The 25,554-nt window shown below is 65.8% G+C and carries 22 protein-coding genes and 1 tRNA gene; 11 read left to right on the top strand and 12 right to left on the bottom strand.

Going from position 1 to position 25,554, the window contains the following annotated elements; genetic code table 11:
- The first annotated feature begins 31 nt into the window (after positions 1 to 31).
- The 3 genes from F8R15_RS04790 (at position 32) to F8R15_RS04780 (ending at position 4,959) form a co-directional block, all read left to right on the top strand.
- Positions 32 to 1,117: a BMP family ABC transporter substrate-binding protein gene (locus F8R15_RS04790; RefSeq protein WP_152843765.1), complete on the top strand. Its 1,086-nt coding sequence runs from the start codon at positions 32 to 34 to the stop codon at positions 1,115 to 1,117.
- A gap of 216 nt (positions 1,118 to 1,333) precedes the next feature.
- Positions 1,334 to 2,620 (top strand): NAD(P)/FAD-dependent oxidoreductase, encoded by a 1,287-nt coding sequence (locus F8R15_RS04785; RefSeq protein WP_152843764.1) that lies wholly within the window; start codon positions 1,334 to 1,336, stop codon positions 2,618 to 2,620.
- Positions 2,621 to 2,781: 161 nt separating this feature from the next.
- Complete coding sequence (locus F8R15_RS04780) at positions 2,782 to 4,959, top strand: OmpA family protein (protein ID WP_152843763.1); 2,178 nt, start codon at positions 2,782 to 2,784, stop codon at positions 4,957 to 4,959.
- A 76-nt stretch (positions 4,960 to 5,035) separates the two neighbouring features.
- Here F8R15_RS04780 and F8R15_RS04775 read toward each other — a convergent pair.
- Positions 5,036 to 5,112: transfer RNA gene (locus F8R15_RS04775), tRNA-Met, on the bottom strand.
- 138 nt (positions 5,113 to 5,250) lie between these two features.
- Between F8R15_RS04775 and selD the strand changes: the two genes are divergently transcribed.
- Positions 5,251 to 7,416: a selenide, water dikinase SelD gene (gene selD / locus F8R15_RS04770; protein ID WP_152843762.1), complete on the top strand. Its 2,166-nt coding sequence runs from the start codon at positions 5,251 to 5,253 to the stop codon at positions 7,414 to 7,416.
- Between the two features lie 173 nt (positions 7,417 to 7,589).
- On the opposite strand, the gene mnmH is transcribed toward selD, so the two are convergent.
- The 3 genes from mnmH to F8R15_RS04755 form a co-directional block, all read right to left on the bottom strand.
- Positions 7,590 to 8,636, bottom strand: coding sequence for a tRNA 2-selenouridine(34) synthase MnmH (mnmH, locus tag F8R15_RS04765; protein ID WP_152843761.1), 1,047 nt, complete (start codon positions 8,634 to 8,636; stop codon positions 7,590 to 7,592).
- Positions 8,636 to 9,220 (bottom strand): L,D-transpeptidase, encoded by a 585-nt coding sequence (locus tag F8R15_RS04760; protein ID WP_083076048.1) that lies wholly within the window; start codon positions 9,218 to 9,220, stop codon positions 8,636 to 8,638. Before F8R15_RS04760 ends, mnmH begins: the two co-directional genes overlap by 1 nt.
- 146 nt (positions 9,221 to 9,366) lie before the next feature.
- On the bottom strand, positions 9,367 to 9,573 hold the full coding sequence (locus F8R15_RS04755; protein ID WP_078520385.1) for a DUF2892 domain-containing protein: 207 nt from the start codon (positions 9,571 to 9,573) through the stop codon (positions 9,367 to 9,369).
- A 126-nt stretch (positions 9,574 to 9,699) separates the two neighbouring features.
- Here F8R15_RS04755 and F8R15_RS04750 point away from each other — a divergent pair, with 126 nt between their 5' ends.
- Both F8R15_RS04750 and F8R15_RS04745 read left to right on the top strand, forming a co-directional pair.
- Positions 9,700 to 11,928 (top strand): heavy metal translocating P-type ATPase, encoded by a 2,229-nt coding sequence (locus F8R15_RS04750; RefSeq protein WP_152843760.1) that lies wholly within the window; start codon positions 9,700 to 9,702, stop codon positions 11,926 to 11,928.
- A gap of 104 nt (positions 11,929 to 12,032) precedes the next feature.
- Positions 12,033 to 12,494, top strand: coding sequence for a lytic transglycosylase domain-containing protein (locus F8R15_RS04745; RefSeq protein ID WP_078541963.1), 462 nt, complete (start codon positions 12,033 to 12,035; stop codon positions 12,492 to 12,494).
- 136 nt (positions 12,495 to 12,630) lie between these two features.
- On the opposite strand, the gene F8R15_RS04740 is transcribed toward F8R15_RS04745, so the two are convergent.
- Together F8R15_RS04740 and F8R15_RS04735 are read right to left on the bottom strand one after the other, a co-directional pair.
- Complete coding sequence (locus F8R15_RS04740) at positions 12,631 to 15,138, bottom strand: ABC transporter permease (protein ID WP_152843759.1); 2,508 nt, start codon at positions 15,136 to 15,138, stop codon at positions 12,631 to 12,633.
- Complete coding sequence (locus F8R15_RS04735) at positions 15,135 to 15,833, bottom strand: ABC transporter ATP-binding protein (RefSeq protein WP_152843758.1); 699 nt, start codon at positions 15,831 to 15,833, stop codon at positions 15,135 to 15,137. Before F8R15_RS04735 ends, F8R15_RS04740 begins: the two co-directional genes overlap by 4 nt.
- A 40-nt stretch (positions 15,834 to 15,873) precedes the next feature.
- On the opposite strand from F8R15_RS04735, the gene F8R15_RS04730 reads away from it, so the two are divergent.
- Entirely contained in the window at positions 15,874 to 16,536 is a 663-nt protein-coding gene (locus tag F8R15_RS04730; protein ID WP_253732392.1) for an arylesterase, read from the top strand.
- Positions 16,537 to 16,540: 4 nt separating this feature from the next.
- On the opposite strand, the gene F8R15_RS04725 is transcribed toward F8R15_RS04730, so the two are convergent.
- Positions 16,541 to 16,948 carry a hypothetical protein gene (locus F8R15_RS04725; protein ID WP_078541967.1) on the bottom strand — a complete coding sequence of 136 codons (408 nt, stop codon included), beginning with the start codon at positions 16,946 to 16,948 and terminating at the stop codon, positions 16,541 to 16,543.
- A 117-nt stretch (positions 16,949 to 17,065) separates the two neighbouring features.
- Between F8R15_RS04725 and hemF the strand changes: the two genes are divergently transcribed.
- Positions 17,066 to 17,965 carry an oxygen-dependent coproporphyrinogen oxidase gene (gene hemF, locus F8R15_RS04720; RefSeq protein ID WP_152843756.1) on the top strand — a complete coding sequence of 300 codons (900 nt, stop codon included), beginning with the start codon at positions 17,066 to 17,068 and terminating at the stop codon, positions 17,963 to 17,965.
- A gap of 147 nt (positions 17,966 to 18,112) precedes the next feature.
- Here the strand turns inward: hemF and hemE are convergent, their stop codons facing one another.
- Positions 18,113 to 19,144 (bottom strand): uroporphyrinogen decarboxylase, encoded by a 1,032-nt coding sequence (hemE, locus tag F8R15_RS04715; RefSeq protein ID WP_083076026.1) that lies wholly within the window; start codon positions 19,142 to 19,144, stop codon positions 18,113 to 18,115.
- Between the two features lie 99 nt (positions 19,145 to 19,243).
- Here hemE and hemC point away from each other — a divergent pair, with 99 nt between their 5' ends.
- Entirely contained in the window at positions 19,244 to 20,197 is a 954-nt protein-coding gene (gene hemC, locus F8R15_RS04710) for a hydroxymethylbilane synthase (protein WP_152843755.1), read from the top strand.
- A 4-nt stretch (positions 20,198 to 20,201) separates the two neighbouring features.
- On the opposite strand, the gene F8R15_RS04705 is transcribed toward hemC, so the two are convergent.
- The gene (locus tag F8R15_RS04705) at positions 20,202 to 20,762 is read right to left on the bottom strand and encodes a hypothetical protein (protein ID WP_152843754.1); all 561 of its coding nucleotides are present in this window, start codon (positions 20,760 to 20,762) and stop codon (positions 20,202 to 20,204) included.
- Positions 20,763 to 20,942: 180 nt separating this feature from the next.
- On the opposite strand from F8R15_RS04705, the gene F8R15_RS04700 reads away from it, so the two are divergent.
- Positions 20,943 to 22,148, top strand: coding sequence for a hypothetical protein (locus F8R15_RS04700; protein WP_152843753.1), 1,206 nt, complete (start codon positions 20,943 to 20,945; stop codon positions 22,146 to 22,148).
- A gap of 3 nt (positions 22,149 to 22,151) precedes the next feature.
- Here the strand turns inward: F8R15_RS04700 and F8R15_RS04695 are convergent, their stop codons facing one another.
- The 3 genes from F8R15_RS04695 to clpS form a co-directional block, all read right to left on the bottom strand.
- Entirely contained in the window at positions 22,152 to 22,961 is an 810-nt protein-coding gene (locus tag F8R15_RS04695) for an SDR family NAD(P)-dependent oxidoreductase (protein ID WP_078520396.1), read from the bottom strand.
- A 40-nt stretch (positions 22,962 to 23,001) separates the two neighbouring features.
- On the bottom strand, positions 23,002 to 24,081 hold the full coding sequence (locus F8R15_RS04690; protein ID WP_152843752.1) for a class I SAM-dependent methyltransferase: 1,080 nt from the start codon (positions 24,079 to 24,081) through the stop codon (positions 23,002 to 23,004).
- Between the two features lie 79 nt (positions 24,082 to 24,160).
- Entirely contained in the window at positions 24,161 to 24,487 is a 327-nt protein-coding gene (clpS, locus tag F8R15_RS04685) for an ATP-dependent Clp protease adapter ClpS (RefSeq protein ID WP_078520398.1), read from the bottom strand.
- Positions 24,488 to 24,607: 120 nt separating this feature from the next.
- Here clpS and F8R15_RS04680 point away from each other — a divergent pair, with 120 nt between their 5' ends.
- Positions 24,608 to 25,306 carry an HAD family hydrolase gene (locus F8R15_RS04680; protein ID WP_152843751.1) on the top strand — a complete coding sequence of 233 codons (699 nt, stop codon included), beginning with the start codon at positions 24,608 to 24,610 and terminating at the stop codon, positions 25,304 to 25,306.
- The last annotated feature ends 248 nt before the right edge of the window (positions 25,307 to 25,554 follow it).

The raw sequence follows: 25,554 nt of genomic DNA, 5'->3' as shown, positions 1-25,554 counted from the left end.
AGAGGCCCGCCACCCAACTTGGAGTAACGCGATGAACCGCAGATCCTTTTTGAAAACCACCGCCGCAACGGCCGTCGTCGCGGGCGTCGGCGTTCCGGCTTTCGCCGCTGACGAGCCGCTGAAAATCGGCTTCATCTATGTCGGCCCCGTCGGCGACATGGGCTGGTCCTACCAGCACGACCAAGGTCGTCAGGCGATCGAAGAGAAATACGGCGACAAGGTGAAGACCTCGTTCATCGAGAACGTGCCGGAAGGCCCCGATGCCGAGCGCGCGCTGACCCAGCTGGCGCTGGACGGCAACAAGCTGATCTTCGCGACCTCCTTCGGCTACATGGACGCGGTGATGAACGTCGCCAAAAAATTCCCCGACGTGAAATTCGAGCACGCCACCGGCTACAAGCTCGCTGACAACGTCGCGACCTATGACGCGAAATTCTTCCAGGGTCGCGCCATTCAGGGCACCATCGGCGGCCGCATGACCAAGACCAACAAGATCGGTTATATCGGCTCCTTCCCGATCCCCGAGGTCTATCAGGGCATCAACTCCGCCTATCTGGCCGCGAAGAAGGTGAACCCGGATATCGAGATGAAGGTGGTCTGGGCTTACACCTGGTTCGATCCGGCGAAAGAGGCCGACGCGGCCGCAGCCCTGATCGCCGATGGTGTGGACGTGCTGCTGCAGCACACCGACTCGACCGCGCCGCAGGCGAAAGCTCAGGAAGCCGGCAACGTCATCACCTTCGGTCAGGCCTCGGATATGTCGAGCTTCGCGCCGATGCCGCGCGTCGCGTCGACCATCGACAACTGGGCGCCCTATTACATCGAGCGCGTCGGTGCGGTCATGGACGGTTCGTGGAAGTCGGAAGCCACCTGGGGCGGCATCGACAGCGGCATGGTGGAGATCGGCGAGATCTCCTCGGCCGTGCCGGACGACGTCAAGAAAGAGGCGCTGCAGCTCAAGGACGATATCGGCTCGGGCAAGGTCCATCCCTTCACCGGTCCGCTGAACAAGCAGGACGGCACGGCCTTCCTCGCCGATGGCGAAATGGCGACCGACGATCAGCTTCACTCGATGACCTTCTACGTCGAGGGGATCACGGCAGAACCGCCGAAGTAAGTCAGTCCTACTGATACGAATGAGAAAGGGTCGGCCACGCGCCGGCCCTTTTTCGTTGTTTCGCAAGTGTCTTTTCACTTCACGTTAGCGTCAGACTTGTTCCACAGGCTGATTCGTCGCAGGATTTGAAAGGCGGGTCTTCTTGACACATTCAAACAATTGCATCTATCGAGTTAGACGTGACAAGTTGATGACCGGGTAACGGGAGGGAACAAAATGGCACATATCGTGGTGCTCGGCGCAGGTCTTGGCGGCGCCATCATGGCTTATGAATTGCGTGACCAAGTCCGCAAGGAAGACGAAATCACCGTCATCACCAAGGACCCGAAGTACCACTTCGTGCCCTCCAACCCTTGGGTCGCCGTCGGCTGGCGCGACCGCAAGGACATCACCGTCGATCTCGAACCGACGATGAAGAAGAAGAACATCAAGTTCATCCCGGTCGCGGCAAAGCGCCTGCACCCCGATGACAACAAGGTCGAGCTGGAGGATGGCCGCGAGGTTTCCTACGATTACATCGTGCTCGCCACCGGGCCGGAACTGGCCTTCGACGAGATCGAAGGGCTCGGACCCGACGGCTTCACCCACTCGGTCTGCCACGTCGATCACGCCGAGGATGCCGGCACCGCCTTCAAACGCTTCTGCGAAGACCCCGGCCCGATCATCGTGGGCGCGGTGCAAGGCGCGTCGTGCTTCGGCCCGGCCTATGAATTCGCCTTCATCCTCGACACCGCGCTGCGCCGCGCGAAGATCCGCGATCAGGTTCCGATCACCTTCGTCACCTCCGAGCCTTACGTCGGCCATCTCGGCCTGGACGGCGTCGGCGACACCAAGGGTCTTCTCGAAGGCGCGATGCGCGACAAGCACATGAAGTGGATGACCTCGAGCCGCGTGAAGAAGGTCGAAGACGGCGTGATGCATGTCGAAGAGATCGCCGATGACGGCTCCGTCAAGGCGACCCACGAGATGCCGTTCAAATACTCGATGATGCTGCCGCCCTTCCGCGGCATCCCCGCGGTCATGGGGCTTGAAGGGCTCGTGAACCCGCGCGGCTTCGTCATCGTCGACAAGCACCAGCGCAACCCGAAATACCCGAACGTGTTCGGCATCGGCGTCGGCATCGCGATCCCGCCCATGGGCCCGACCCCGGTGCCCTGCGGCGTGCCGAAGACCGGCTTCATGATCGAGTCGATGGTGACCGCCACCGCGCATAACCTCGGCAACATCGTACGTGGTCAGGAGCCCGACGAGACCGGCACCTGGAACGCGATCTGTCTGGCCGATTTCGGCGACAGCGGAATCGCCTTCGTGGCCCAGCCGCAGCTTCCACCGCGCAACGTCAACTGGTCGAGCCAAGGGAAATGGGTCCACCTCGCCAAGATCGGTTTCGAGAAGTATTTCATGCGCAAACTGCGCAAGGGCACTTCGGAGCCGTTCTACGAGAAGACCGCGATGAAGATGCTCGGTATCGACAAGCTGAAAGCGGTCAAGAAGACCCACTGAGCCGAACCGGCACAGATTTTTCTTCCCAAATCACGGGGCGGGCCAGCAGGTCCGCCCCGTGCTGATTCCTGCCGATGGTCATGACGGCGCCGGAACACACGGGTCTGTGAGACGTTTGAACCCCCGATACGCGGCCAGATGCCGCATGAAAGGGAGACGACATGAAGACGTTGAAGACGACCACTGCGCTCGTTGCCGGCCTTGCCGCGCTGAGCCCGGCGATCCTGCCGTTCAGTGCGCTTGCCCAGGATAGCAATACCGCCGCCGCTGAATGCATCGCGAAGGCGGTCGCCGATGGCGCCCCGATGGAGAAGGCGAAAGCCGATTGCGAGGCCGACGCGGCAAATGCCGATGGCTCCGCCGAAGCTGCGGCAGGCACCGATCCGGCGAATGCCGACGCGCCGATGAGCGACAGCGAAGCCGATCAGGCCGCAAAAGCCGCGATCGAAGGCGCAGCCCCGCCCGCCGATCAGGACCCGGCTGCGAGCGGTGACACCCCCGACGCCAGCGCGAAAGCCGCAGTCGAAGGCGGCGCGGATGTGACCACTCAATCCGAGACCACGAACACCGATACAAACGCCGACGCGGCCGCCGCTGCGACGACGGATGCCAATACCGATGCCTCTGCCGAGACCGACGCAGCCGCTGCCACCGACGCGCAGCCCGATGCTGCGGCACCGGCAGAGTCCGACGGTTCGGCCACCGCAACGGCTGATGGCTCGACCTCGGCGGATACGACAGCAGACGCAGAGACCACCGCTGAGACCGACAGCTCCGCTACGGCTGAAACCGATGGCTCGACCACCGCGACGGCTGATGGCTCGACCGATGCCACCACCGCGGCCGACGGCCAGACGGACGCCGAGGCGACGAACACGCTCAGCCCCGACACCACCTCGCAGGACGCCCCTGCCCCGGTGACCGACACCACCGAAAACGCGATGCAGAACTCGGAGGCCCAGGCGGACAGCACCGCGACGGCAGAGCCCGAGGCGAAACCTGCAGGCGAGACCTCGACGGACACCACTTCCAACACGCAGGTCGTGCAGGAAGGCAACGGCGGGTCCGGCGCTGAAGTCGAACCGAAGGTGATCCAGCCGGAAGAGGCCGCCAATGCCGACGCGACTGCAGACGGCTCGGCCAGCGCGGACACGACCGCGAATGCCGAAACCGATCAGCAGGCGGACACGCAAGACACCGCGGCCACCAAGGCGACGAAGCTCTTGGAGAACGCGCTGACCGATACGAAAGCCGCGATCGAAGGCGAAGCCGTGCAGAACGAGGCGCTCAACGCGCCGACCGACAGCACCGACACCGCCAATGCCACCGAAGAGACGGTGACCGAAGAGACCGCGCGCAGCGCATCCGAAGACTTCTCGACCTCGGTCGACGCCAAGCCCGACGCTCAGGCGCAGGCAACCGCGCAGACCGACTCGTCGAAGAAGAAAAAGAAAGACCGTCTGAGCACGCTGGAAACCGCCGCGCTCTCGGGTCTTGGTGCGCTTGCCGTGGGAGCGATCCTGAACAACGGTTCGAAAGTGGCCGTGAATTCGGGAGACCGCGTTGTGGTGCAGCAACCCGACGGCTCTTACCAGCTGGTGAAGGACGACAACGCGCTGCTGCGTCAGCCCGGCTCGAAGATCCGAACGCAGGACTACGCGGACGGCTCGTCGCGCACGATCGTGACCAAGCCCGATGGCAGCCAGATCGTCACCGTCTATGACGCCCAGCGCCAGATCCTGAAGCGCACGCTGGTCCAGCCCGACGGCACGCAGTACCTGCTGGTCGACGACGCGCGCGGCGCCGACCCGGTCGACGTCTCGGCGCTTCCCAAGCCCAAGCCGGTCGCGACGGTTTCGTCCAGCAACGAGCAAGCGCTCCGTGATGCGCTGACCCGTCAGAGCGGCATCGACCGTACCTTCACGCTCTCGCAGGTGCGCAACATCACCCCGGTGCGCGATCTCGCCCCCGCGATTTCGGTCGAGAACATCAACTTCGAGACCGGGTCGTCCGCGATCCAGCCCGATCAGGCGCAGGCCCTTTCGGCTTTGGGTCAGGCGATCCAGCAGCGCATCGACGAGAACCCGCGCGAGCTGTTCCTCGTGGAAGGCCATACCGACGCCGTCGGCAGCGCCGCCTACAACCTCGCGCTCTCGGACCGTCGCGCGGAATCGGTTGCGCTGGCTCTGAGCGAATATTTCGACGTGCCCGCCGAGAACCTCGTGGTGCAGGGCTATGGCGAACAGGACCTGAAGGTGCAGACCGAAGGTGCCTCGGAAGCCAACCGCCGCGCCGTGGTGCGCCGGATCACCGATCTTCTGCGCACCGCCTCGAACTGAGGTTGAGCCTGAGACAAAAGCAAAGGGCGCCCTGCGGGGCGCCCTTTTCGCATCTCTCCCGAAAGAGGGGGAGTAGTGGTGGCGAGGGGGGGACTTGAACCCCCGACCCCACGATTATGAGTCGTGTGCTCTAACCAGCTGAGCTACCTAGCCACTGGGGGGCTAACTAGGCAAAGCGGATCGTCCAGTCAAGGACGTTTTGCGGGAAAATTGCCCCCCATTTCGCTGCGGCATATTGGGAATTGGCGAAGCCGCGCGCAAAGGCTAGGCATGAGGGGAAAAGGAGAGACCATGCACGCCGCCCCTGCCCTGCCCCTGACACGCGATATCGTTCTGATCGGGGGCGGGCATACCCATGCGCTGGTACTGCGGATGTGGGGGATGAACCCGTTGCCGGGTGTGCGGCTGACCGTGATCAACCCAACCCCCTCCGCCGCCTATTCGGGCATGCTGCCGGGTCATGTGGCGGGGCATTATACCCGCGACGAGCTGCAGCTCGATCTGGTGAAGCTCGCACGGCATGCGGGCGCGCGGCTGGTTCTGGGGCGCGCCACGGGGCTCGACCGGGCGCGGCGGCTGATCGAGGTGCCGGGGCGTGCGGCGATCGCCTATGACGTGGCCTCGATCGATATCGGGATCACGGCAGAGATGCCGCAACTGCCGGGCTTTCTCGACCATGTCGTGCCCGCTAAGCCGCTCGACGCTTTCGCCGATGCCTGGGGCGCTTTCGCCGCCAATCCGCCCGAGTCGCCGAAGGTCGCCGTGGTCGGCGGCGGCGTGGCGGGGGTGGAGCTCGCGATGGCCTGCGCCCACCGTCTGCCGCAGGCGCAGGTCACGGTCTATGAGGCAGCACCCGAGGCGCTGCGCGCGCTTGGCACCGGCGCTCGGAACGCGATGCTGGCGCACTGCGCGCGGCTTGGCGTGACCATCGAGACCGACGCGGCGCTGACCGGAGCGGAAAAGGGGCGGCTCCTTCTGGAAGGCGGACGCACAGCCGAGGCCGATTTCATCATCGGCACGGGAGCCACGAAACCCGCTGACTGGCTGCCCGAGACCGGGCTCGATCTGACCGACGGCTTCGTCACGATCGGCCCGACGCTGCAAAGCTCCGACCCCGCGATCTTCGCCGCAGGCGACATCGCCCATCTCAGCCACGCGCCGCGCCCCAAGGCGGGCGTCTATGCGGTGCGCGAAGCGAAGCCGCTTTTCGCCAACCTACGCGCCGCTTCTTCGGGCGGGGAGATGAAGACCTATCAGCCGCAGCGCGATTATCTGAAACTGATCTCCACGGGCGGCAAGCAGGCGGTGGCCGATAAATGGGGCCTCCCGCTGAACGGGAAATGGCTGTGGCGGTGGAAGGACCATATCGACCGCAAGTTCATGGCGAAGGTCCACGATCTGCCCGCGATGCCGACGCCGCCCCTGCCCCGCGAGCACGCGCAGGGGATCGCGGAGGTGCTGGGCAGCAAGCCGATGTGCGGCGGCTGCGGCGCAAAGCTGGGCGGTCAGGCGCTGCGCGAGGCGCTGTCCGATCTGCCTGCTCCCGCGCGCGCCGATGTGCTGAGCGGTCCGGGCGACGATGCCGCCGTGCTGTCTTGCGGCACGCAAACGCAGGTCTTCACCACCGATCACGTCCGCGCCTTCACCGAGGACCCGTGGCTGTTGGGCCGGATCGTGGCACTGCATGCGATGAGCGACGCTTGGGCGATGGGCGCGGCCCCGCAGGCGGCCGTGGCGCAGGTCACCCTGCCCCGCCAATCCGAGGAACTCGGCGCGCGGGCCCTACGCGAGATGCTGGGGGCCGCGTCCGAGGCTTTCCGCGACGCGGGCTGCGATCTCGTCGGCGGTCACACCTCGATGGGCGCGGAGCTGACACTGGGCTTCACCGTAACCGGGCTGGCCGAGCGGCCTTTGGGTCAAGACGGCGCGAAACCCGGCGAGGTGCTGATCCTGACGAAGCCGCTTGGAACGGGCGTGATCCTCGCGGCCGAGATGGCGAAACACGCGCCGGGCGAGGTGGTCGCAGGCGCGCTGGAGAGCATGGGTCGCAGCTCTGCCGAGGCCTCCGTGATCCTCGCGCCGGTGGCCTCTGCGATGACGGATGTGACAGGCTTTGGCCTCGCGGGGCATCTGCTGGGTCTGTGCGATGCGTCGGGCGTCTCGGCAGAGCTGGACCTCGCCGCGATCCCGCTGCTCGACGGGGCCGAGGCTTTGGCCGAAGCAGGCGAGCACTCGACGCTCTTGCCGCAAAACATCGCCAATTGCGCAGGCCGGATGACCGCGCCGCCGGGACCACGCACGGAGCTGCTGCACGATCCGCAGACCTCGGGCGGGTTGCTGGCGGGCGTGCCCGCCGCGCAGGCCGCGGAGGTTCTGGCAAAGCTGGAAGCGGCAGGCTACCGCGCCGCGCAGATCGGGGTGATTGCGGAGGGTCCGGCGTTCCTGCGGGTGCGGTGAGCGCCTCGCATCCCTCTTCTGGCACGGGCGACCAGCCCGGGCCGCGCCCGACCCTCCCCCCGGGAGGGCGCATTGGCGATGGCGTCACGGGCCTAGCGGTCTTTCGGGCTTGCTAAATAAATTACCCAGCCACGCATCGAGTGAAGCGCCCACCCGAGGCTCGGGCGCGTCCCTCAGCGAGCGAGCACCGACGCCTCTTTAACCACCTGCGCTGCCAGGCCTTCGATCGCCTCCGGCGCGAGGCTGTTCGCCTCGATCACCCGCTCATGCTCCACATGGCGCGCGCGGTGCTTCTCGTAGCGCGGATCGTAATGGTCGCGCATCAGCTCGCCCGCCAGCGCCGCATATTCCCCCGCCGTGGCCTGTGCCTGCCACGCCGCGATCCGCTCGGCGGGCTGGAAGGGCCGCAGCTGATCGAGTACCGCCAGCAGCCGATCGGCATCCGCCGTGATATCCGCATAGGCCCGCGCCAGATACTGCGCCCGCTCCGACAGCGGCGCACGCACTCGCAGGCGCGGCGCGTCCTTGATCGCGGCCCAGATCCCGGCGGGCAGTTGCAGATCGCCGATCTTGGAGCTTTCCGCCTCCAGCAGCACCGGCCGCGCCGGATCGAGCGCCGCGATCTCCATGATCAGCCGCGACTCGAAATCCTTCTGACTCGACTGGCCACCTTCCATCGCCCCAAAGAGCGAGCCGCGATGATTGGCGAGCCCCTCCAGATCGATGACCTGCGCCCCCTGCGCCCGCGCGGCCTTCAGGATGTCGGTCTTCGCGGTGCCGGTATTGCCGTCGAGAACGACCACCGGACAGGGCATCTCGGCAAGCCCGGCCTCCACCACCAGCGACCGGAAGGCCTTGTAGCCGCCCTCGACAAGCTCCACGCGCCAGCCGACCTGCTTCAGGATCGTTGCGAACGACCCCGAGCGCTGCCCGCCGCGCCAGCAATAGACCAGCGGACGCCAGCCGCCTTCCTTGTCGGCTAACGGACCCTGCAGATGTTTGGCTGCATTCTGCGCCACCAGCGCCGCGCCGATCTTGCGGGCATCAAAAGGCGCGACCTGCTTGTAGATCGTGCCGACGCGGGCGCGCTCCTCATCGTCGAGCACGGGCAGGTTGATGGCGCCGGGGATATGATCCTCGGCGAATTCCGAAGGTGAGCGCACGTCGATGATCGTGTCGAAATCGAGCGCGGCGACCTCGGCAATCGAGGTAAGTTTCATCAGTAGACAGTGACCTGCGTGCCGACGGGAACGCTGTTGAACAGATCGATGACATGATCGTTCACCATCCGGATGCAGCCGTTCGAGACCGCGTGCCCGATCGAACCCGGTTCTGTCGTGCCGTGGATGCGGATCGCCGTGTCACGCCCGTTCTGGTAGAGATACATCGCCCGCGCGCCGAGCGGGTTCTGCGGCCCGCCCTTCATGCCGTCCTCGTATTTCTTGTAGGCCGGATTGCGTTCGATCATCTCGCGGGTGGGCGTCCAGCTCGGCCATTTGACCTTGCGCGCCACCGTCGCGGTGCCGCGGAACTTCAGCTCATCCTTGCCCACGGCCACCCCGTAACGCATTGCCACGCCCGGCGCGACGATGTGATAGAGGAAGAACTTATCCGAGACGATGATGATCGAGCCCACCGGCAGGTCCGGCTTCACCGCCACTTTCGTCGGGTAGTATTGCGACCCGATCGGCCAGCGCTTGGCCGGCCCGGTCTCGACGCTTTGCGCGGGTTCGGTTGCGGCAAAGGCGGGCAGGCTTGCGAAGGGCAAGGCGGCCAGCGAGAGAAGAAAAGCGCGGCGATCCATTATCAAACTCCTGCAAAATCCTGCGACGTCTCCCGGCAAAGCGTTCGACACAAACCAAGGGTGAGGCTAGCAAAGCCGCCCCACCCTCTCAAGAATTTGGTCTCGGGTCAGAAAAAGGCCAGCGCCAATCGTTGCCGCTTTGTCGATTACTTACCGAAAGCGCAGCCCGATTTGATGCCGAACTTGCCGAAGATCATCGCAGCCGGGCAGAAGCCGGTGAAAGCCGATTGCAGCAGGTTCGCGCCGATGAAGGCGGTGAACCACAGCCAGTACATCGAGACATAAACGGCCAGCAGCAGCGAGATCAGGATCATCACGCCAGCAAAGGCAAAAATCGCACGGTCGAGGTTCATTCGAGGGCACTCCACGAAAAAGGTTACGTTGTCAGGAGATATAACAGTTCCTCACGACAAATTCAATTACCTGCATATGTCGCGCGACGCTTGACCGCAGCCCCGTGCAGGATCAGATAACGCCCTATGAGCGAAGCCACTTTCATCATCGACGCCATGCATTGCGGGGCCTGCACCGGTCGGGTCGAACGCGCACTCATGGCACAACCCGGCGTACAGAACGCCTCGGCCAACCTGATGGCGCGCAGTGCGCATGTCGAGTTCGACGGGCCTGCCGATCTCGAGAGCCTCAAATCGGCCCTCGACCAGGCGGGCTATCCGGGCCGTCTGAAAGAGGAGATGGCCAGCGGCCCCAGCGCCGCCGAGCGCCAGATGCAGGAGGCGCGCCAGCTCAAGCGCCAGTTCCTGACCGCGCTCGCGCTGACCGCTCCGATCTTCGTGCTTGCGATGGGCGCGCATATGATCCCCGGCATGCATCACCTGATCGCCAGCACGATCGGGATGCAGGCAAGCTGGTGGGTGCAGATGATCCTCACCGCGCTGGTACTGGCCTTCCCCGGCCGCGTCTTTCTGCGTATCGGGGTGCCTGCCCTGCTGCGCGGTTCGCCCGAGATGAATTCGCTCGTCGCGATGGGCTCGCTCGCCGCGTTTATCTATTCCGCCCTTGTCACACTTGCGCCCGGCCTTCTGCCCGAGAGTGCGCGCGGCGTCTATTTCGAGGCCGCGGCGACCATCGTCACGCTGATCCTGCTGGGCCGCTGGCTGGAGGCGCGCGCCAAGGGCCGCGCAGGCGAGGCGATCTCGCGGCTGATCGGGTTGCAGCCCAAGACCGCGCGCGTGCAGACCGAAAATGGTGTCGAGGAACGCCCGATCGAGGAACTCGTGCCCGGCGACATCCTTCTGCTCGCCCCCGGCGAGCGCGTGGCACTCGATGGCGTGATCGCCGAGGGCGCGGGCCATATCGACGAGAGCATGCTGACCGGCGAGCCCGTCCCTGTCGCGAAATCCGAAGGCGATCCAATCACCGGCGGCACCGTGAATGGCGAATCCGCGCTCAGCTACCGCGTCACCGCGACCGGCGGCGACACCGTCCTGTCGCGGATCATCGCGATGGTCGAAGCCGCACAGGGCGCGAAACTGCCGGTGCAGGCGCTGGTCGACAAGGTCACCCGCGTCTTCGTGCCCGTGGTCATGGCGCTGTCGCTCCTGACCTTCGCGATCTGGATGATCGCGGGCATGGGCTTTTCGCATGCCTTCGTCGCGGCGATCTCGGTGATGATCATCGCCTGCCCCTGCGCGATGGGTCTGGCGACGCCGGTCTCGATCCTCGTGGGCACCGGGCGCGGCGCCGAACTGGGCCTGCTGTTCCGCCGTGGCGACGCGCTGCAACGCCTCTCGGAAGTCGCGGTCGTAGGCTTCGACAAGACCGGGACGCTGACCGAAGGTCGCCCCGCCCTGACCGATCTCGAGCCGCTCGCCGATCTGCCCGAGGCGGAAATCCTCGCGCTGGCCGCAGGCGCCGAAGCGCGCTCGGAACATCCGCTGGCCCGCGCGATCCTCGCCGAGGCCGAGACGCGCGGCATCGCCCATGCGCCGGTCAAACGCGTCAAGGCGCTGTCCGGCAAGGGGCTGCGCGCGCAGGCCGAAGGCGCGAAGCTCTGGATCGGCAATGCCGGTGCGATGGAAGAGGCAGGCGCGGATATCGCCCCCTTCGCCGAGCGCGCGAAGGCGCTGGCCGCAAAAGGCCGCACTCCGGTCTGGATGTCGCTCGACGATCGCCCCGTCGCCCTTATGGCGCTGTCGGACCCGATCAAACCCGAGGCGCGCGAAGCGGTCGACGCCCTGCACAAGGCGGGCAAGCAGGTGGCGATGGTCACCGGCGACACGCGCGCCACTGCGGAAGCGGTCGGCCACGATCTCGGCATCGACCGGATTGAGGCCGAAGTATTGCCAGACGGCAAGCGCGACGCGGTCGAGAGCCTCCGCCAGATCGGTCCGGTCGCTTTCGTGGGCGACGGCATCAACGACGCGCCAGCGCTTGCGGCTGCCGACGTGGGCCTCGCGATCGGCACCGGCACCGATGTCGCCATCGAGGCCGCCGAGGTCGTGCTGATGCGCGGCGATCCCAACGGCGTCGCGATGGCGCTGGAGTTGTCGCGCGCAGTGATGCGCAATATCCGACAGAACCTGTTCTGGGCCTTCGCCTATAACGTCGCGCTGATCCCGGTCGCGATGGGCATCCTTGTACCATTCGGCGGGCCCGGCCTGTCCCCGATGCTGGCGGCGGGCGCGATGGCGTTCTCCTCGGTCTTCGTGGTCACCAACGCGCTGCGCCTGCGTCGCGCCCTGCGCTGATCCGGGCGTGGATCGGCGAGAGCGCGCCGAGGCTGGAACTCCGCCCTTCCCAAGCGGCAACGACGGCGTTTAGCTGCTTGCGACCCACCACCCGGAGCGCCCGCATGCTGACTCGTCGCCTCTTTCTGCTCTCGCTCGGCGCCCTCGCGGCCTGTGGCGGCTCGCCGCGTCCGATGGCGAAACCGGCTTACGCACTGCCGCTCCATCGCAACGAGACGCCGGAAATCCGCGCCCTGATCAACCGCTATTCAGACCATTACGGGGTGCCGCGCAGCCTCACCCACCGCGTGGTCCAGCGCGAGAGCCGCTACCGCGCCGATGCCCGCAACGGCCCCTATTACGGGCTGATGCAGATCCTGCCGCAAACCGCCCGCGGCATGGGCTTTCGCGGCAAGCCACATGACCTGCTCGATCCCGACACGAACCTGAAATACGCGGTGAAATACCTGCGCGGCGCATGGCTGGTCTCGGATGGCTCGGAAGATCGCGCCGTGAAATGGTATTCGCGCGGCTATTACTACGAAGCAAAACGGCGCGGCTTGCTCCGCGAAACCGGCCTGCGCTGACCCGCGACCTGCGCATCCTCGAACGAAGGACGCTCCGCGGGGAATATTTACGCCAAGGCGAAGCAAAGCGCCCTCGCTTCGCCTTGGCCGAAATATCCCCGCCGGAGGCATCCGGTCTTTCCACGCAAAGCCGCCCTCACTCAGGCGCGCGCAACACCCCGGCAGGCCGGGCTGCGAGCGGGCGCAGCGCGAAAACCAGACCGGCCAGCAGCGTCGCGATCACGCCGCCCGCGACGATCAGAAGCGCGGGGATCGGGGCGAAATGGAACTCCGCCCCCATCACCAGATCGACCACGGCCCAGCCCGCAAGCCCGCCGAAGAGGATCGCGACCAGACCCGCAGCCGCGCCCATCAGCGCCGAACGCAGCGCGAAGCTCGCTAGGATCGCACCGCGCGTGGCGCCGAGTGTCTTGAGCATCGCCGCCTCCCAAGCACGTTCACGCTCGCCCGCAGCCGCCGCTCCGATCAGGACGACGAAGCCGGTGAGCAGCGTCACGCCCGCCGCCAGCGAGGTCGCCCGCGCGATGGCCGAGAGCGCATCGGTCACGCGCTGCAGGGCGTCGCGCACGCGGATCGCGGTGATATTCGGGAAACGTTCCGCCAGATCGCGCATCACCTGCGCCTCGGCGCTTGGCGGCGCGTAGATCGTGGCGAGCCATGTATGGGGCGCGCCGCGCAGCGCCGCCGGATCGAGGGTCAGGACGAAACCGATCCCGCCGGTCGAGAAATCCACATCGCGGAACGAGGTCACCTTCGCGGTGATGTCGCGCCCGAGGATGTTCACCGTGATTGTATCGCCGAGCTTCAGGCCGATCTCCTGCGCCTCCTTGGCCGAGAAGCTAGCCAGCGGCGGGCCGTTATAGTCCTTCGGCCACCATTCGCCTGCGGTGATCTTCTCGCGCGGGGTCTCGGCATAGGTCACGCCGCGATCGCCGCGCAGCACCCAATGCTCGCCATGCGTCTTGCGCGCGTCCTCGCCGTTGATCTTGGTGATCACGCCGCGCAGCATCGGCACGCTTTCGACCTTGGTGACTTCGGGCATATCCGCCAGCAGATCGGTGAAGGGCTGGATCTGGTCGGGCTGGATGTCGATCACGAAATAGGCGGGTGCGACCTTCGGCAAATCGCGGTCGATCGCCCCGCGCAGACCGCTATCGACCTGCCCCACGGCCGCCAGAACCGAGAGGCCGAGGCCCAGCGACAGGATGACCGAGCGCGCTTCGGAACGCGGCCCGCCAATCGCGGCAAGGGCTGCGCGCAGCACGGGGCGGCCCCGGGCGCTATGCTGGGCGCGGCGCGCCAGCCAGCGGATCAGGCTCGCCGCGAGCGTCAGGATCAGGAGCGCCACGGCGATGCCGCCGAGGCTTGCCAGCGTCAGCGTCCAGAGGCCCGAGAACCACGCCGAGACGGTGACGATGATCGTCAGAAGCGCCGCCGTCAGCAAAAGCGTGAGCCAGCCCGGCAGGCGGCGGCCTGCGCCGGTGTCGCGGTAAAGCGTCGCCGCGCGCATCTTCGACATGCGCGAGAGCGGCCAGAGGGCGAAGAGCATCGCGACGAGTGCGCCGTAAAGCGCGGCCTCGCCCAGCGGGCCGGGATCGAGGCCGATCTCGACCGGCAGCGGCAGCGAGCGTTCGATCAGCCCGGATGCGCCGAGGACGAGACCGGCGCCGAGGAGGAGTCCGGCGAGAATGCCTGCGAGGCCGAGAGCGGCAAGTTGGATCAGGAACGCTGCGCGGATCGTACTGCCGGTCGCACCAAGCGCGCGCAGGGTGGCAATGGTGGGGGCCTTGCGTTCGATCCATGCGGCGACGGTGGCGGAGATGCCGACGCCGCCCACGGCCAGCCCTGCCAGCCCGACCAGCACGAGGAAAGAGCCCAGCCGTTGCACGAAACGCTCCGCCCCCGGCGCGGCGCGGCGGCGGTCGGACCAGCGCATGCCTGCACCGTCGAACCGGGTCTCTGCCTGCTGTTTCAGGGTGGCGAGGTCGGTATCGGGCGGTAGCGTCGCGCGGTATTCGGTCTCGAAGAGCGAACCCGGCGAGAGAAGCGGCGTCTTCTCGATGGCCGACAGCGAGACGATGGAATGCGGACCAAGCCCCATCCCCGTGCCGGTCGAATCCGGCTCGCGCACGATCCGCGCCATCATCACGAAGTCCTGCCCGCCTAGCTGCACCTTGTCACCGGGGCTCAGGCCCAGACGGTCGGCGAGGATCGGATCGAGGAAGATCCCCGGCACACCGCCTTGCCCCTTCAGCGCATCGGAGGCGACGGGCGGATCAAGCTGCAGCTTGCCGGTCAGCGGATAGGCCCCGTCCACCGCCTTCACCTGCGTCAGCGCGCGGTCGGCGGGATCGGTGCCGGTCGACAGCATCGAGCGAAAATCGATCACCTCGGAGACCGCGGTGGCGCGGTCGGTGATCCATTGCAGTTCCTCGGGCTTTGCACGGCGATAGGTGAATTCGTATTGCGCGTCGCCGCCCAGCAGCACCGCGCCCTGATCCGACAGCGCGCGCTCGATGGCCGAGCGCACCAGACCGACCGAGGCGATCGCCGCCACGCCCAGCATCAGGCAGAGCAGCATCACCCAGAAGCCGCGAATACCGCCGCGCAACTCGCGCCGGGCGATGGAGAGCGCGAGGCTCATGCGGGCGCGTCCGTTGCAATGTGATCCCCCACGACTTCGCCGTCGCGCAGCTCCACGATCCGGTCGCAGCGCGCGGCCAGTTCGGGCGCGTGGGTCACCAGCACCAGCGTCGCGCCGTGCTTTTCCTGCAGGCCGAAGAGCAGCTCGATGATCGTCTCGCCCGTTGCGCTGTCGAGATTGCCGGTGGGTTCATCCGCCAAGAGGATCGCGGGACGCGGCGCGACCGCGCGGGCCAGTGCCACCCGCTGCTGCTCGCCACCCGACATCTGGCTGGGATAATGATCGAGCCGATGCGCCAGTCCGACGGCGTCCAGCTCTGCCGCGGCGCGCTCGAACGGGCGCTCCACGCCTGCGATTTCCAGCGGCATCGCGACGTTTTCCAGCGCCGTCATCGTCGGGATGAGGTGGAAGCTTTGGAAAACCACCCCCATATTACCCCGACGAAACCGCGCCAGTGCATCCTCGGACAGCTTCGAGAGATCATGGCCCAAAGCGGTGACAGACCCGGAGGTGGCGCGTTCGAGCCCGCCCATCAGCATGAGGAGCGACGATTTGCCCGATCCAGACGGCCCCGTAAGCCCGACGCTTTCCCCTTTCGCGATGCTCAGGTCGATCCCGTTGAGGATCTCGACCGGCCCGGTATTGCCATCGAGCGCAAGCCGCGCGTCTTTCAACTCAAGGATCGTGTCACTCATGCGCCGTCTTTCTTTTGCTTCAAAGGGATATGGGCCGCGGATGGGGATACGCAAGCGGATCGCGGCGGGTTTTATCGCCGCGGGGCTGGCGCTGGGGGCCGGGCCCGCGATGGCGGAGGTGTCGATCCTCGCATTGGGGGACTCGCTGACCCAAGGCTATGGGCTCGATAATCCGGCGGACGGGCTGGTGCCGCAGCTGCAGGGCTGGCTGCAGGATCATGGGCAGGATGTGAAGGTGATCAACGGGGGCGTCTCGGGCGACACCACGGCAGGCGGGCTGTCGCGGATCGACTGGCTGCTGACGCCGCAGCCCGACGCGGTGATCGTGGCCTTGGGCGGCAATGACCTGCTGCGCGGGCTGCCGCCCGAACAGGCGCGGGCGAACCTCGACGGGATTCTGGCGAAACTGCAGGCGAAAGGCATTCCGGCGCTGCTGGCGGGGCTGCCCGCGCCGGGGAATTTCGGGCCGAAATATCAGCAGGATTTCGACGCGATCTATCCCGATCTGGCGCAGAAATACGATGCGGTTCTGGTGCCCCACCTGCTTGCTCCGATCACAGAAACCCCGATTGAGGAGCGCGCCAAGACCGACCTGATGCAGCCCGACAATATCCACCCCTCGCCCGAAGGGGTGAAGAAAGTGGTCTCTGCTCTGGGGCCGAAGGTGCTGGAGCTTCTGGCGAAGGTGAAACCGGGGAGTTGAGTGCTCAGCTCTCCTCTTCGGGATAGGCTGCTTTGCAGGCCGCGATCTGCGCCTCGGCGGCCTTCGACAGCTCCGCCTGCCGCTTCAGAAGCGCCTCCAGTTTGCGTTTCTCGGCGGCCGGATCGATCGGGATCGGACGCTGGCGCGTCACCGTGTAATCCTCGAGGCACATGCGCGGCTTCTGGATCACCTTGTCGCCCTTGGTGATCGTGTCGTAGCCGCAGATTTCCCAGCGGCTCGACGTCGTCTCGTAGCTCTGCCACGCGTAGCCCCGCGCGATGTTGCCCTGCACCTCGCTCACCAGATCGGTGACGCGCCGCAATTCGGTCGTGGATTGGCGGATGCAGCGTTCCTGCGGGGTGCCGCAGGCGGCGAGCAGGACGAGCGGGATCAGCATGAGGGCGTGGCGCATGGGCTATCTCCTTGATGGGTCGAGCCTACGCCCGCTTCCGACCGCGATCAATCGCGCCCTTCCCGCATCCCTCGGCGCCTGATAAGGATCACGCTAAAGATTTGGGAGGCCCTACGCATGACTGACACGGTTGAGGATTTCGACGCCCGCAAGGCCCGCGCGAGCCAGTGGTTCTCCGACCTGCGCGACCGGATCGTGGCGGCGTTCGAGGGGTTGGAAGACAGCCATGCGCAAGGCCCGCTTTCCGATCAGACGCCGGGCCGGTTTGAGGTCACGCCCACCGAGCGCAAGGGGCCGAACGGCGAGGACCATGGCGGCGGCAAGATGAGCGTGATGCGCGGCGGGCGCGTCTTCGAGAAAGTCGGCGTGAATATCTCGACCGTCTGGGGCGAACTGGCGCCCCGCGCGCAAAAGGCGATGGCCGCGCGCGGCGTGCCGGGGATGGAGGACGACCCGCGGTTCTGGGCCTCGGGGATCAGCCTCGTCGCCCATATGCAGAACCCGCATTGCCCCGCCGTCCACATGAACACGCGCATGTTCTGGACGCCCGGCGCGTGGTGGTTCGGCGGTGGCGCGGACCTCAATCCGTGTCTTGAGTATGACGAGGACACCACGCATTTCCACGCCGAGATGCAGGCCGCCTGCGATGCCCATGACAAGACCTATTACGACCATTTCAAAGCCTGGGCGGACGAGTATTTCTTCATCCCCCATCGCGGCCGAGCGCGTGGCGTCGGCGGGATTTTCTACGACGATCTCAACACCGGCGAGTGGGAGGATGATTTCGCCTTCACCCAATCGGTGGGCGCGGGCTTCCTGCCCGCCTTCCAACCGCTGATCGAGAAGCGCCGCGTGCAGGATTGGTCCGAGGAGGACCGCGAGGCCCAGCTGCGCCATCGCGGGCTCTATGCGGAATACAATCTCGTTTATGACCGGGGCACGAAATTCGGGCTCGAGACCGGGCATAACGCGGATGCGGTTCTGATGAGCCTGCCGCCCGTCGCGAAGTGGTACTGAGCGGCTGAAGCGCGCATAGGCCCAAGGTTGGAGGGGCGCTGCCCCTCTTCGCTTGCGCGAATTCACCCCGGGATATTTTCGCCAAGAGGAAGAGAGGGATGCGCGCCCGAAGGCTCGGACGCGGGCTCTCTCGGTTGAAACCGCGCGTCAGCCGTTGCGGATCGTTTCGACCATCAGGGCCACATTCTCCGGATCGGCATCGGGAGTGATCCCGTGGCCGAGGTTGAAGATATGCGGGCCCTTGCTGAACGCTTTGACGACATGGCGCGTCTCGTCGATCAGGGCCTGACCGCCGGTGACCATATGCGAGGATGCGAGGTTGCCCTGCACGCAGCCAGACACCTGCACATGCTCGGCGCCCCATTCCGGCGTGATCGAATTGTCGAGCGCGACGCAATCCGCGCCGGTCTTCTGATGGAAGCCGATATAGCCCTCGCCCGCTTCACGCGGGAAGGCGATGACCGGCAGACCCGGGAAGCGCGCTTTCATCTCGGCGATGATCTTGCGGGCGGGTTCGACGGCGAAATCCTCGAAATCCTGCCCCTTGAGCGAGCCCGCCCAGCTATCGAAGATCTTCACGACCTCGGCCCCGGCCTCGACCTGTTTCGACAGGTATTCGATGGTCGAGACGGTCAGCAGGTCGATGATCTTCACGAAAGTCTCGCGATCTTCGGCCTTCAGCGCATGGGCCGGGCCCTGATCCTTGGTGCCGCGGCCCGCGATCATGTAGGTCGCGACGGTCCAGGGCGCGCCGGCGAAACCGATCAGCGTGGTTTCCTTGGGCAGTTCTTCCGAGAGTATAGAGACGGTCTCATAGACCGGGTTGAGCGTCTCGTGGATATCGTCCTTGGTCTTGAGCTTGGCGAAGCCCTCCGCCCCGGTGATGGTCGAGAGGCGCGGACCCTCGCCGGTGACGAACCACAGATCGGCGCCCAGAGCCTGCGGCAGCAGCAGAATGTCGGCAAACAGGATCGCCGCGTCGAAGCCGTAGCGGCGGATCGGTTGCAGCGTCACCTCGGCGGCCAGTTCGGGATTGTAGCACAGCGACAGGAAGTCGCCCGCCTTCGCCCGCGTCGCGCGATATTCCGGCAGGTAGCGCCCTGCCTGCCGCATCATCCAGACCGGAGGGGTCGGCAGCACTTCGCCTTTCAAAGCTCGCAGGATCGTCTTGTCGGTCATTCTCGCGCCTCCTCTTTGCACCCCTTCGACGCGACCTGTGGCGTCATGTCAAGCGCAGGGCTTCTTGCAAGGTCCATCTGTCGCGGATATTCCGGAGCCATGAAACAGATGCCCGATGCGAAATCCCCGCTCAAGATCGGCACCCGCGGCTCGCCGCTGGCGCTGGCGCAGGCCTATGAGACCCGAGACCGGCTGATGGCCGCGCATGGTCTGCCCGAAGACGCTTTCGAAGTCGTGGTGATCAAGACCACGGGCGACGACCGGGCGATGATCGCGGCGGACAAGCCGCTCAAAGAGATCGGCAACAAGGGCCTGTTCACGAAGGAAATCGAAGAGGCGATGGTCGATGGCCGCATCGATATCGCCGTGCATTCGATGAAGGACATGCCGACCGAGCAGCCCGAGGGGCTGGTGCTCGATTGCTACCTTCCGCGCGAAGACGTGCGCGATGCCTTCGTCAGTCTGGAATACGACTCGATCATGGCCCTGCCCGAAGGGGCGACGGCCGGAACGTCCAGCCTGCGCCGTCGGGCGCAGCTTGCCCATGTGCGGCCCGATCTGAAACTGGTCGAGTTCCGCGGCAATGTGCAGACCCGGCTGAAGAAGCTGGCGGACGGTGTCGCTGCGGCGAGCTTCCTCGCCTATGCGGGGCTGCGTCGTCTGGGCATGGAAGACTCGGCGCGCGGACCGATCGCCCCCGAGGAGATGCTGCCGGCAGTCGCGCAAGGCGCGATCGGGATCGAACGCCGGATGGCCGATGCCCGCGCCGAAGCGCTTCTTGCGCCGATCCATGATCTGGTGACCGAGCAGCGCCTGCTGGCGGAACGTGCCTTCCTCGCGACGCTGGACGGCTCTTGCGAGACACCGATTGCGGGGCTTGCGCTGATCGAGGGCGACCGGCTCTGGCTGCGCGGGCAGATCCTGCGCCCCGACGGCTCCGAGGCGCTCGCGGGCGAGCGTTGGGGCAATATCGACGAGGGCGCCGCGATGGGCGAGCACCTCGCGCGCGATCTGCTGTCTCAGGCGGGCGAAGGGTTCTTCGACTGGCGCTGAGCACTCAGCACAGAAGCTGACCGGCGGCGCGGCGCTCCAGCGCCCGCTCCATCTCGGGGATTTCGCCGTCGCCGAAGCCGCGCAGGGCAAGGCGTTCCAGCGGGCTGATATCGCACCAGAGGTTTTTGAGCACCTTGTCGCGGCGCTTGCGCGGCACATCGGCCAGACGCATCTCGTAGATCTCATCCGCCGCCGCGAGCAGGCGCGGATGCAGAGCCTCCAGAAGCGGCTCGAACGCGGCACGGGCGGATTTGGCGTTGCGCAACCGCAGGATCGCGCCCTCCCCTATCGTCATCGTCTGGATCAGTGTCCAACCGAGCACGTCGGCAGCGCGATGCGGCGGGATCGGGGCGTGACCGCTGAGGCCGTAGGTGAGGCTCAGAACCCCGCGCTCCTCTTGCGGCATCGCCAGCACCACGCGGGCGCACTCCTGCTCCAGAGCGGTTTCGGCATTTTCCAGACGGCCCAGCCGCGGTGTCTGCATCTGCGAAGGCGGAACCTCGGCGCGCAGCAGGATATTGCGGATCACATTGTCGAACTTCAGTGCGATATGACGCGAGAGCATGATGCTTCCTTTTACATGTACAACCTCTCCCGCCCTGCCTTTTGAACTAGGTTTCCAGCGCCGCCGTTCCCTGCCTGTGGCGGTTTTTCGCCGAGCATTTCGCTAAGCCTTTGTAGCTCCACGAGTAAGGCTTGGCGGCTGCCTCTTGAACTTGGCAGCCCGAAGGCGCAAAGCGACGACATGCTGCGCCCGATCCGCCTTGTCCTCTCCGATCCTGCCCTGCGCCTCGCCGCCATTTTGTTGGTGCTGTTCGGCGCCCATGCGGCGACGATGGGCCCCTATGTCTCGGCGCTGGCGATCAAGGTGTTCGGCCTGTCGGACCGCGCTTATTCGGGCGTGCTGATGGTTGCCTCGGTGCTGTCGGTCTCGGCCTCGGTCGGGCTTGGCATCCTCGCCGATCAGCGCGCGAACCGCCGGGCCATCGCGCTTGGCACCTCGGCGATGCTGATCGTGGGCTCGGGGCTGGTGCTGGCGGGCGACAACTGGGTGGTCTTCGTGATCGCCAATGCGCTGATACTGCCGCTCTCGGCATCGATCTTCGGCCAGCTCTTCGCACTCTCGCGGCTGGCGGCCTCGACCCACCCCGCAGAGGACCGGCCCGCGATCCTCTCGACGCTGCGCGCGCTCTTCGCGCTGCCTTGGGTCGTGGTGCTGCCGATCTGGTCGGTGGTCTTCGACCGAGGCGCGGCGATGACCTCGATCTACCCGGTGACGCTGACGCTCGGGGCCACGATCCTCGCGCTGACCTTCCTGTTCTGGCCACGCGACGGGGCGACGCGCTGGCCCGACCCGAAATCGGGGCTGACTTTCCGGCAATCCCTGCACGAGATGGCGAACCTGCCGATCCTCGCCCGCGTCGTGGCGCTTGGCACGATCAACGGGTCGATCATGCTCTATCTCGTCGTGATGGGGCTGGTTTTCGAGGCGACGCCGGGGCGCGGCGCTGCTGACACCGCACTATACGCGGGGCTCATGGCGGGGCTGGAAGTGCCCTTCATGCTGGCGTTGCCGCTGGTTCTGGGGCGGATCGAGCGCACGACGATGATCTGGATCGGCGCTGCGCTCTACGCGACCCATCTGGGGCTGCTGCCGCTGCTGGCCCCCACGCCTTACGTCTGGTTTCTCGCCCTGCCCGGCGCGATCGGCGGCGCGGTCGTTTTGACCCAGCCGATGGCCTATCTGCAGGATTTGCTGTCGAACCGGCCCGGCGCGGGGGCCTCGCTTATGGCGTTGCAAAAACTGGCAGGCGACGGGTTCTCCGCCGCGATCTTCGCCATTGGCACGGCTATTGCGGGCTATGAGCTGGCCGCAGCCGCAGGCGCCCTTCTGGGCGTGGCTGGCGCGGGCGTACTCTGGACGATGGACCGGCGCGCGGCGCGGTCCTGAGCCTTAGAAGGCCGGGACCTGCACGCGATCCAGAAGGCTGCGCCCGCCATCGACATTGATGATCTGCCCGGTGACGAAGCTCGCCCCCGAGGACGCAAGATATTGCACCGTCTCGGCCAGCTCCGACGGCGGCGCGATCCGGCCCAGCGGCGTGCCTTCGCAGATCGCCTCTCGCCAATCGTCATTCTCTTTCAGCGCATCCTGCAGCGAGCGGCTCATCACCGAGGCGAAGCTGACGCCGTTCACCCGGATCCGCTTCGGCGCAAGCGCCACGGCGAGCGAGCGGATCGCCTGATCCTGCGCGGCGCAGGCGATCGAATAGGCCATCAGCTCGGGCTGGGTACGGTTCGAGGCCAGCGTCGAGACATTGATGATCGAGCCGATCTCGCCCTCGGTCCGACCCTCATCCTCGGCCTGCTTGATCATCCGCTTCGCGGTCATCTGACTAACCCGCAACGCCGATTTCATGTTCTGCGACAGCATCGAGTCGAGCACCTCGACCGACGGATCGAGCGGATCGCAGGGCGCGAAGGTGCGCGCACAGTTCACCAGAATGTCGATCCGGTCGAACGCGTCCACCGTGGCCGAGAGCAGGTTCTTCACCGCGAGCTTCTCGCACAGATCGCCCGAGAAATAGCGCACCGGACCTTCGGTCTTGGCCGTGTCGCCCAGTTCGGCGGCAAGCTTCTCTTCATCGATATCGGCAAACATCACCTGCGCGCCGCGATCGACGAAATGGCGCGCGATGGCCTGACCGATACCGTGGGCTGCGCCCGTGACGATGACGGTCTTGCCGGAAACAGAAAGGGACATTGGGTGTCTCCTCGTGGATGTTGAGGCAGGTTAGGCGAGCTTAGCGCCGCTTGCGAGGGGCAAGGCGGCGTTTCGGCTCCGCTGTGGCGCGCGTGCCCGCCGATTTCCCCGGGGTCTTCCCGGCGGGGATCGGCTTGGCAGCGCGGATGATACGGAAACGGGTCGAGGGACCGCTGGGCGGCGTGATCTCTTCGATCTCGTGGAACGCCGCGGCGAGCGCATCGGCATAGGGCAGATGGCGGTTCGCCACCATCCAGAGCGTGCCCGAGAGCGACAGCATCCCGCGTGCGGCCTGAATGAAGGCCAGCCCCAGCGCCGGATCGGCCCCGCGTGCGGCCCCGTGGAAGGGCGGGTTCATCACGACGGCGGTATAGCGCTCTTCCGGCGCATGCCGCGTGGCATCGGCCCAAATGAACTGTGCGCGGGGATCGGTGATGTTGCGTTTCGCGCAGTCCAGCGCGACCGCATCCGACTCGACCAGATCGAGCCGTTCGACGCCCTTGCGCGCCAGGATTTGCGCCGAGAGCCAGCCCCAGCCCGCGCCGAGATCGGCGACTTTCGACGGCAGGCTATCGGGCAGGCATTCCGCCAGAAGCGCCGAGCCCTCATCCACCGCATCCGCGGAGAACACGCCCGGACGGGTCACGAAGCCTTCGACCGGGTGGATATCCTGAGCCGCCCAGTCGCTCAGCAGATCGGGGGCTGCGGCGAACCAAGCGATCTTGCCATGGGCCTTTGCGATCGGCGCGGACAGATCCACCCGTCCCCGCAACTCCTTGAGCAGCGAGTCGATCCCTTCGGTCTTCACCCCGTCGACATAGATCGGCCCGCCCGGCGCCACGCGCTGACAGGCTTCGGCAATCAGCGCGCGGGCTTCGGCCTTGGCGCGGGGCGCGAAAATGATCGCGGCGGCATAGCTGCCCTCGGCACTCGGCGAAACGCGAACGCCGCGCTGCGCGAGCACGTCATGATCGGGCTTTTCGGGCTGAATCGCGACGAGGCGATCGACCGGAAGACCGCCGAGGTCCAGCGTGCCCACAGGCGCGAACAGCGCGATGTCTCCCTCGGGCGGAAGCGCCTCGGGCATCTCGAGAGCGAGCGAAAGTCGCGGATGGCTCATACAGGGAACCCTCTGAAAGAAACGAGCCCGCCGAATAGGCGGGCGCGACTGAATTTGCAAGGAACCGCTTGGGCGGCCCTTAGTCCTTCTCCATCGTGCATTGCAGCGGGTGCTGGTGGCGGCGCGCGAAATCCATAACCTGCGCCACCTTCGTCTCGGCCACCTCGAAAGAGAAGACCCCGACCACCGCAAGGCCCTTCTTGTGCACGGTCAGCATGATCTCGAACGCCTGCGCGTGGTTCAGACCGAAGAACCGCTCGAGGATATGGACGACGAATTCCATCGGCGTGTAATCGTCGTTCAACAACATGACCTTGTACATCGGCGGGCGCTGCGTCTTCGGCCGTGTCTTGGTCGCGAGGGACGCATCGTTATCGCTGTCGTCCTGGTCGTCGTCGGACATCATGTAAAGAGGCTCGGTCAAGGGCGCTCCGGCATCAGGATTCGTTGAGGGGCTCTGGCGGAATATAGGGTCTTCGTGACATATGAAAAGTCCTTCGACACCTGTGACGAGAAAGGCGGGACAATGCGGCTCACGGCGATTGGCTTCGATGCGGATGATACGCTCTGGCATAACGAGCGTTTCTTTCAACTCACGCATGGCCGCTTCACCGACTTGCTGCGCGAGCACGCGGAGCCCGATCATCTGGCAGAGCGGCTGATCGCGGCGGAACGTCGCAACATCGCGCATTACGGCTTTGGCATCAAAGGCTTCACCCTGTCGATGATCGAAACCGCGATCGAAGTCAGCGAGGGCCGCGTGCCCGCAACGATCCTGTCGGAGATTCTCGCCGCCGGGCGCGAGATGCTGTCGCACCCGATCGAGCTGCTACCCCATGCACGCGAGGCGATCGAGGCGCTGTCGGACGACTACCGCATCCTTCTGGTGACGAAGGGCGACCTGATCGATCAAGAGCGCAAGCTGGCGCAGTCGGGCTTGGGCGATCTGTTCGACGCGGTGGAAATCGTTTCGGACAAGAAGGCCCCGGTCTACACCGAGATTTTCGCGCGCCATGCCGAAGGGGCGGAGCACGGTCTGATGGCGGGCAATTCGCTGAAATCCGACGTGATCCCGATGATCGAGGCGGGCGGCTGGGGCGTGCATGTGCCCCATGAATTGACATGGGCCTTCGAGCATGCCGAGCCCCCGATGGAGCATCCGCGCTTCGTCGAATTGCCCGACCTCGGCGCATTGCCCGATCTGATCGCAAAAATCACCGATTGAGCCCTGCATTGCGTGGCGTCATGCTCCGCTGACCTCACGCACCTGTGTCCGAAATACACCACCTATAGAGAGGCCGCCGCAAGCAGCCCACCACATCTTGCGGTATTGCATGAATGTCGCAGTGAAAGCGCTTGAAAATAGGGAGTTTTCAGCCTGAGAGACCCGTGCTACGCTTCTCGCTAATATAAACCCCGGAAACCGGCTCAAGATCGGTACCGCAAAGGGGTCAAATTGAGGCAGTGAAATAG

This window comes from Thioclava sp. JE_KL1 (genome assembly GCF_009296265.1).
GTDB lineage: Bacteria > Pseudomonadota > Alphaproteobacteria > Rhodobacterales > Rhodobacteraceae > Thioclava.
The sequence above is the reverse complement of the archived record's forward strand: the minus strand, read 5'-3'. Positions and strand labels throughout refer to the sequence as shown.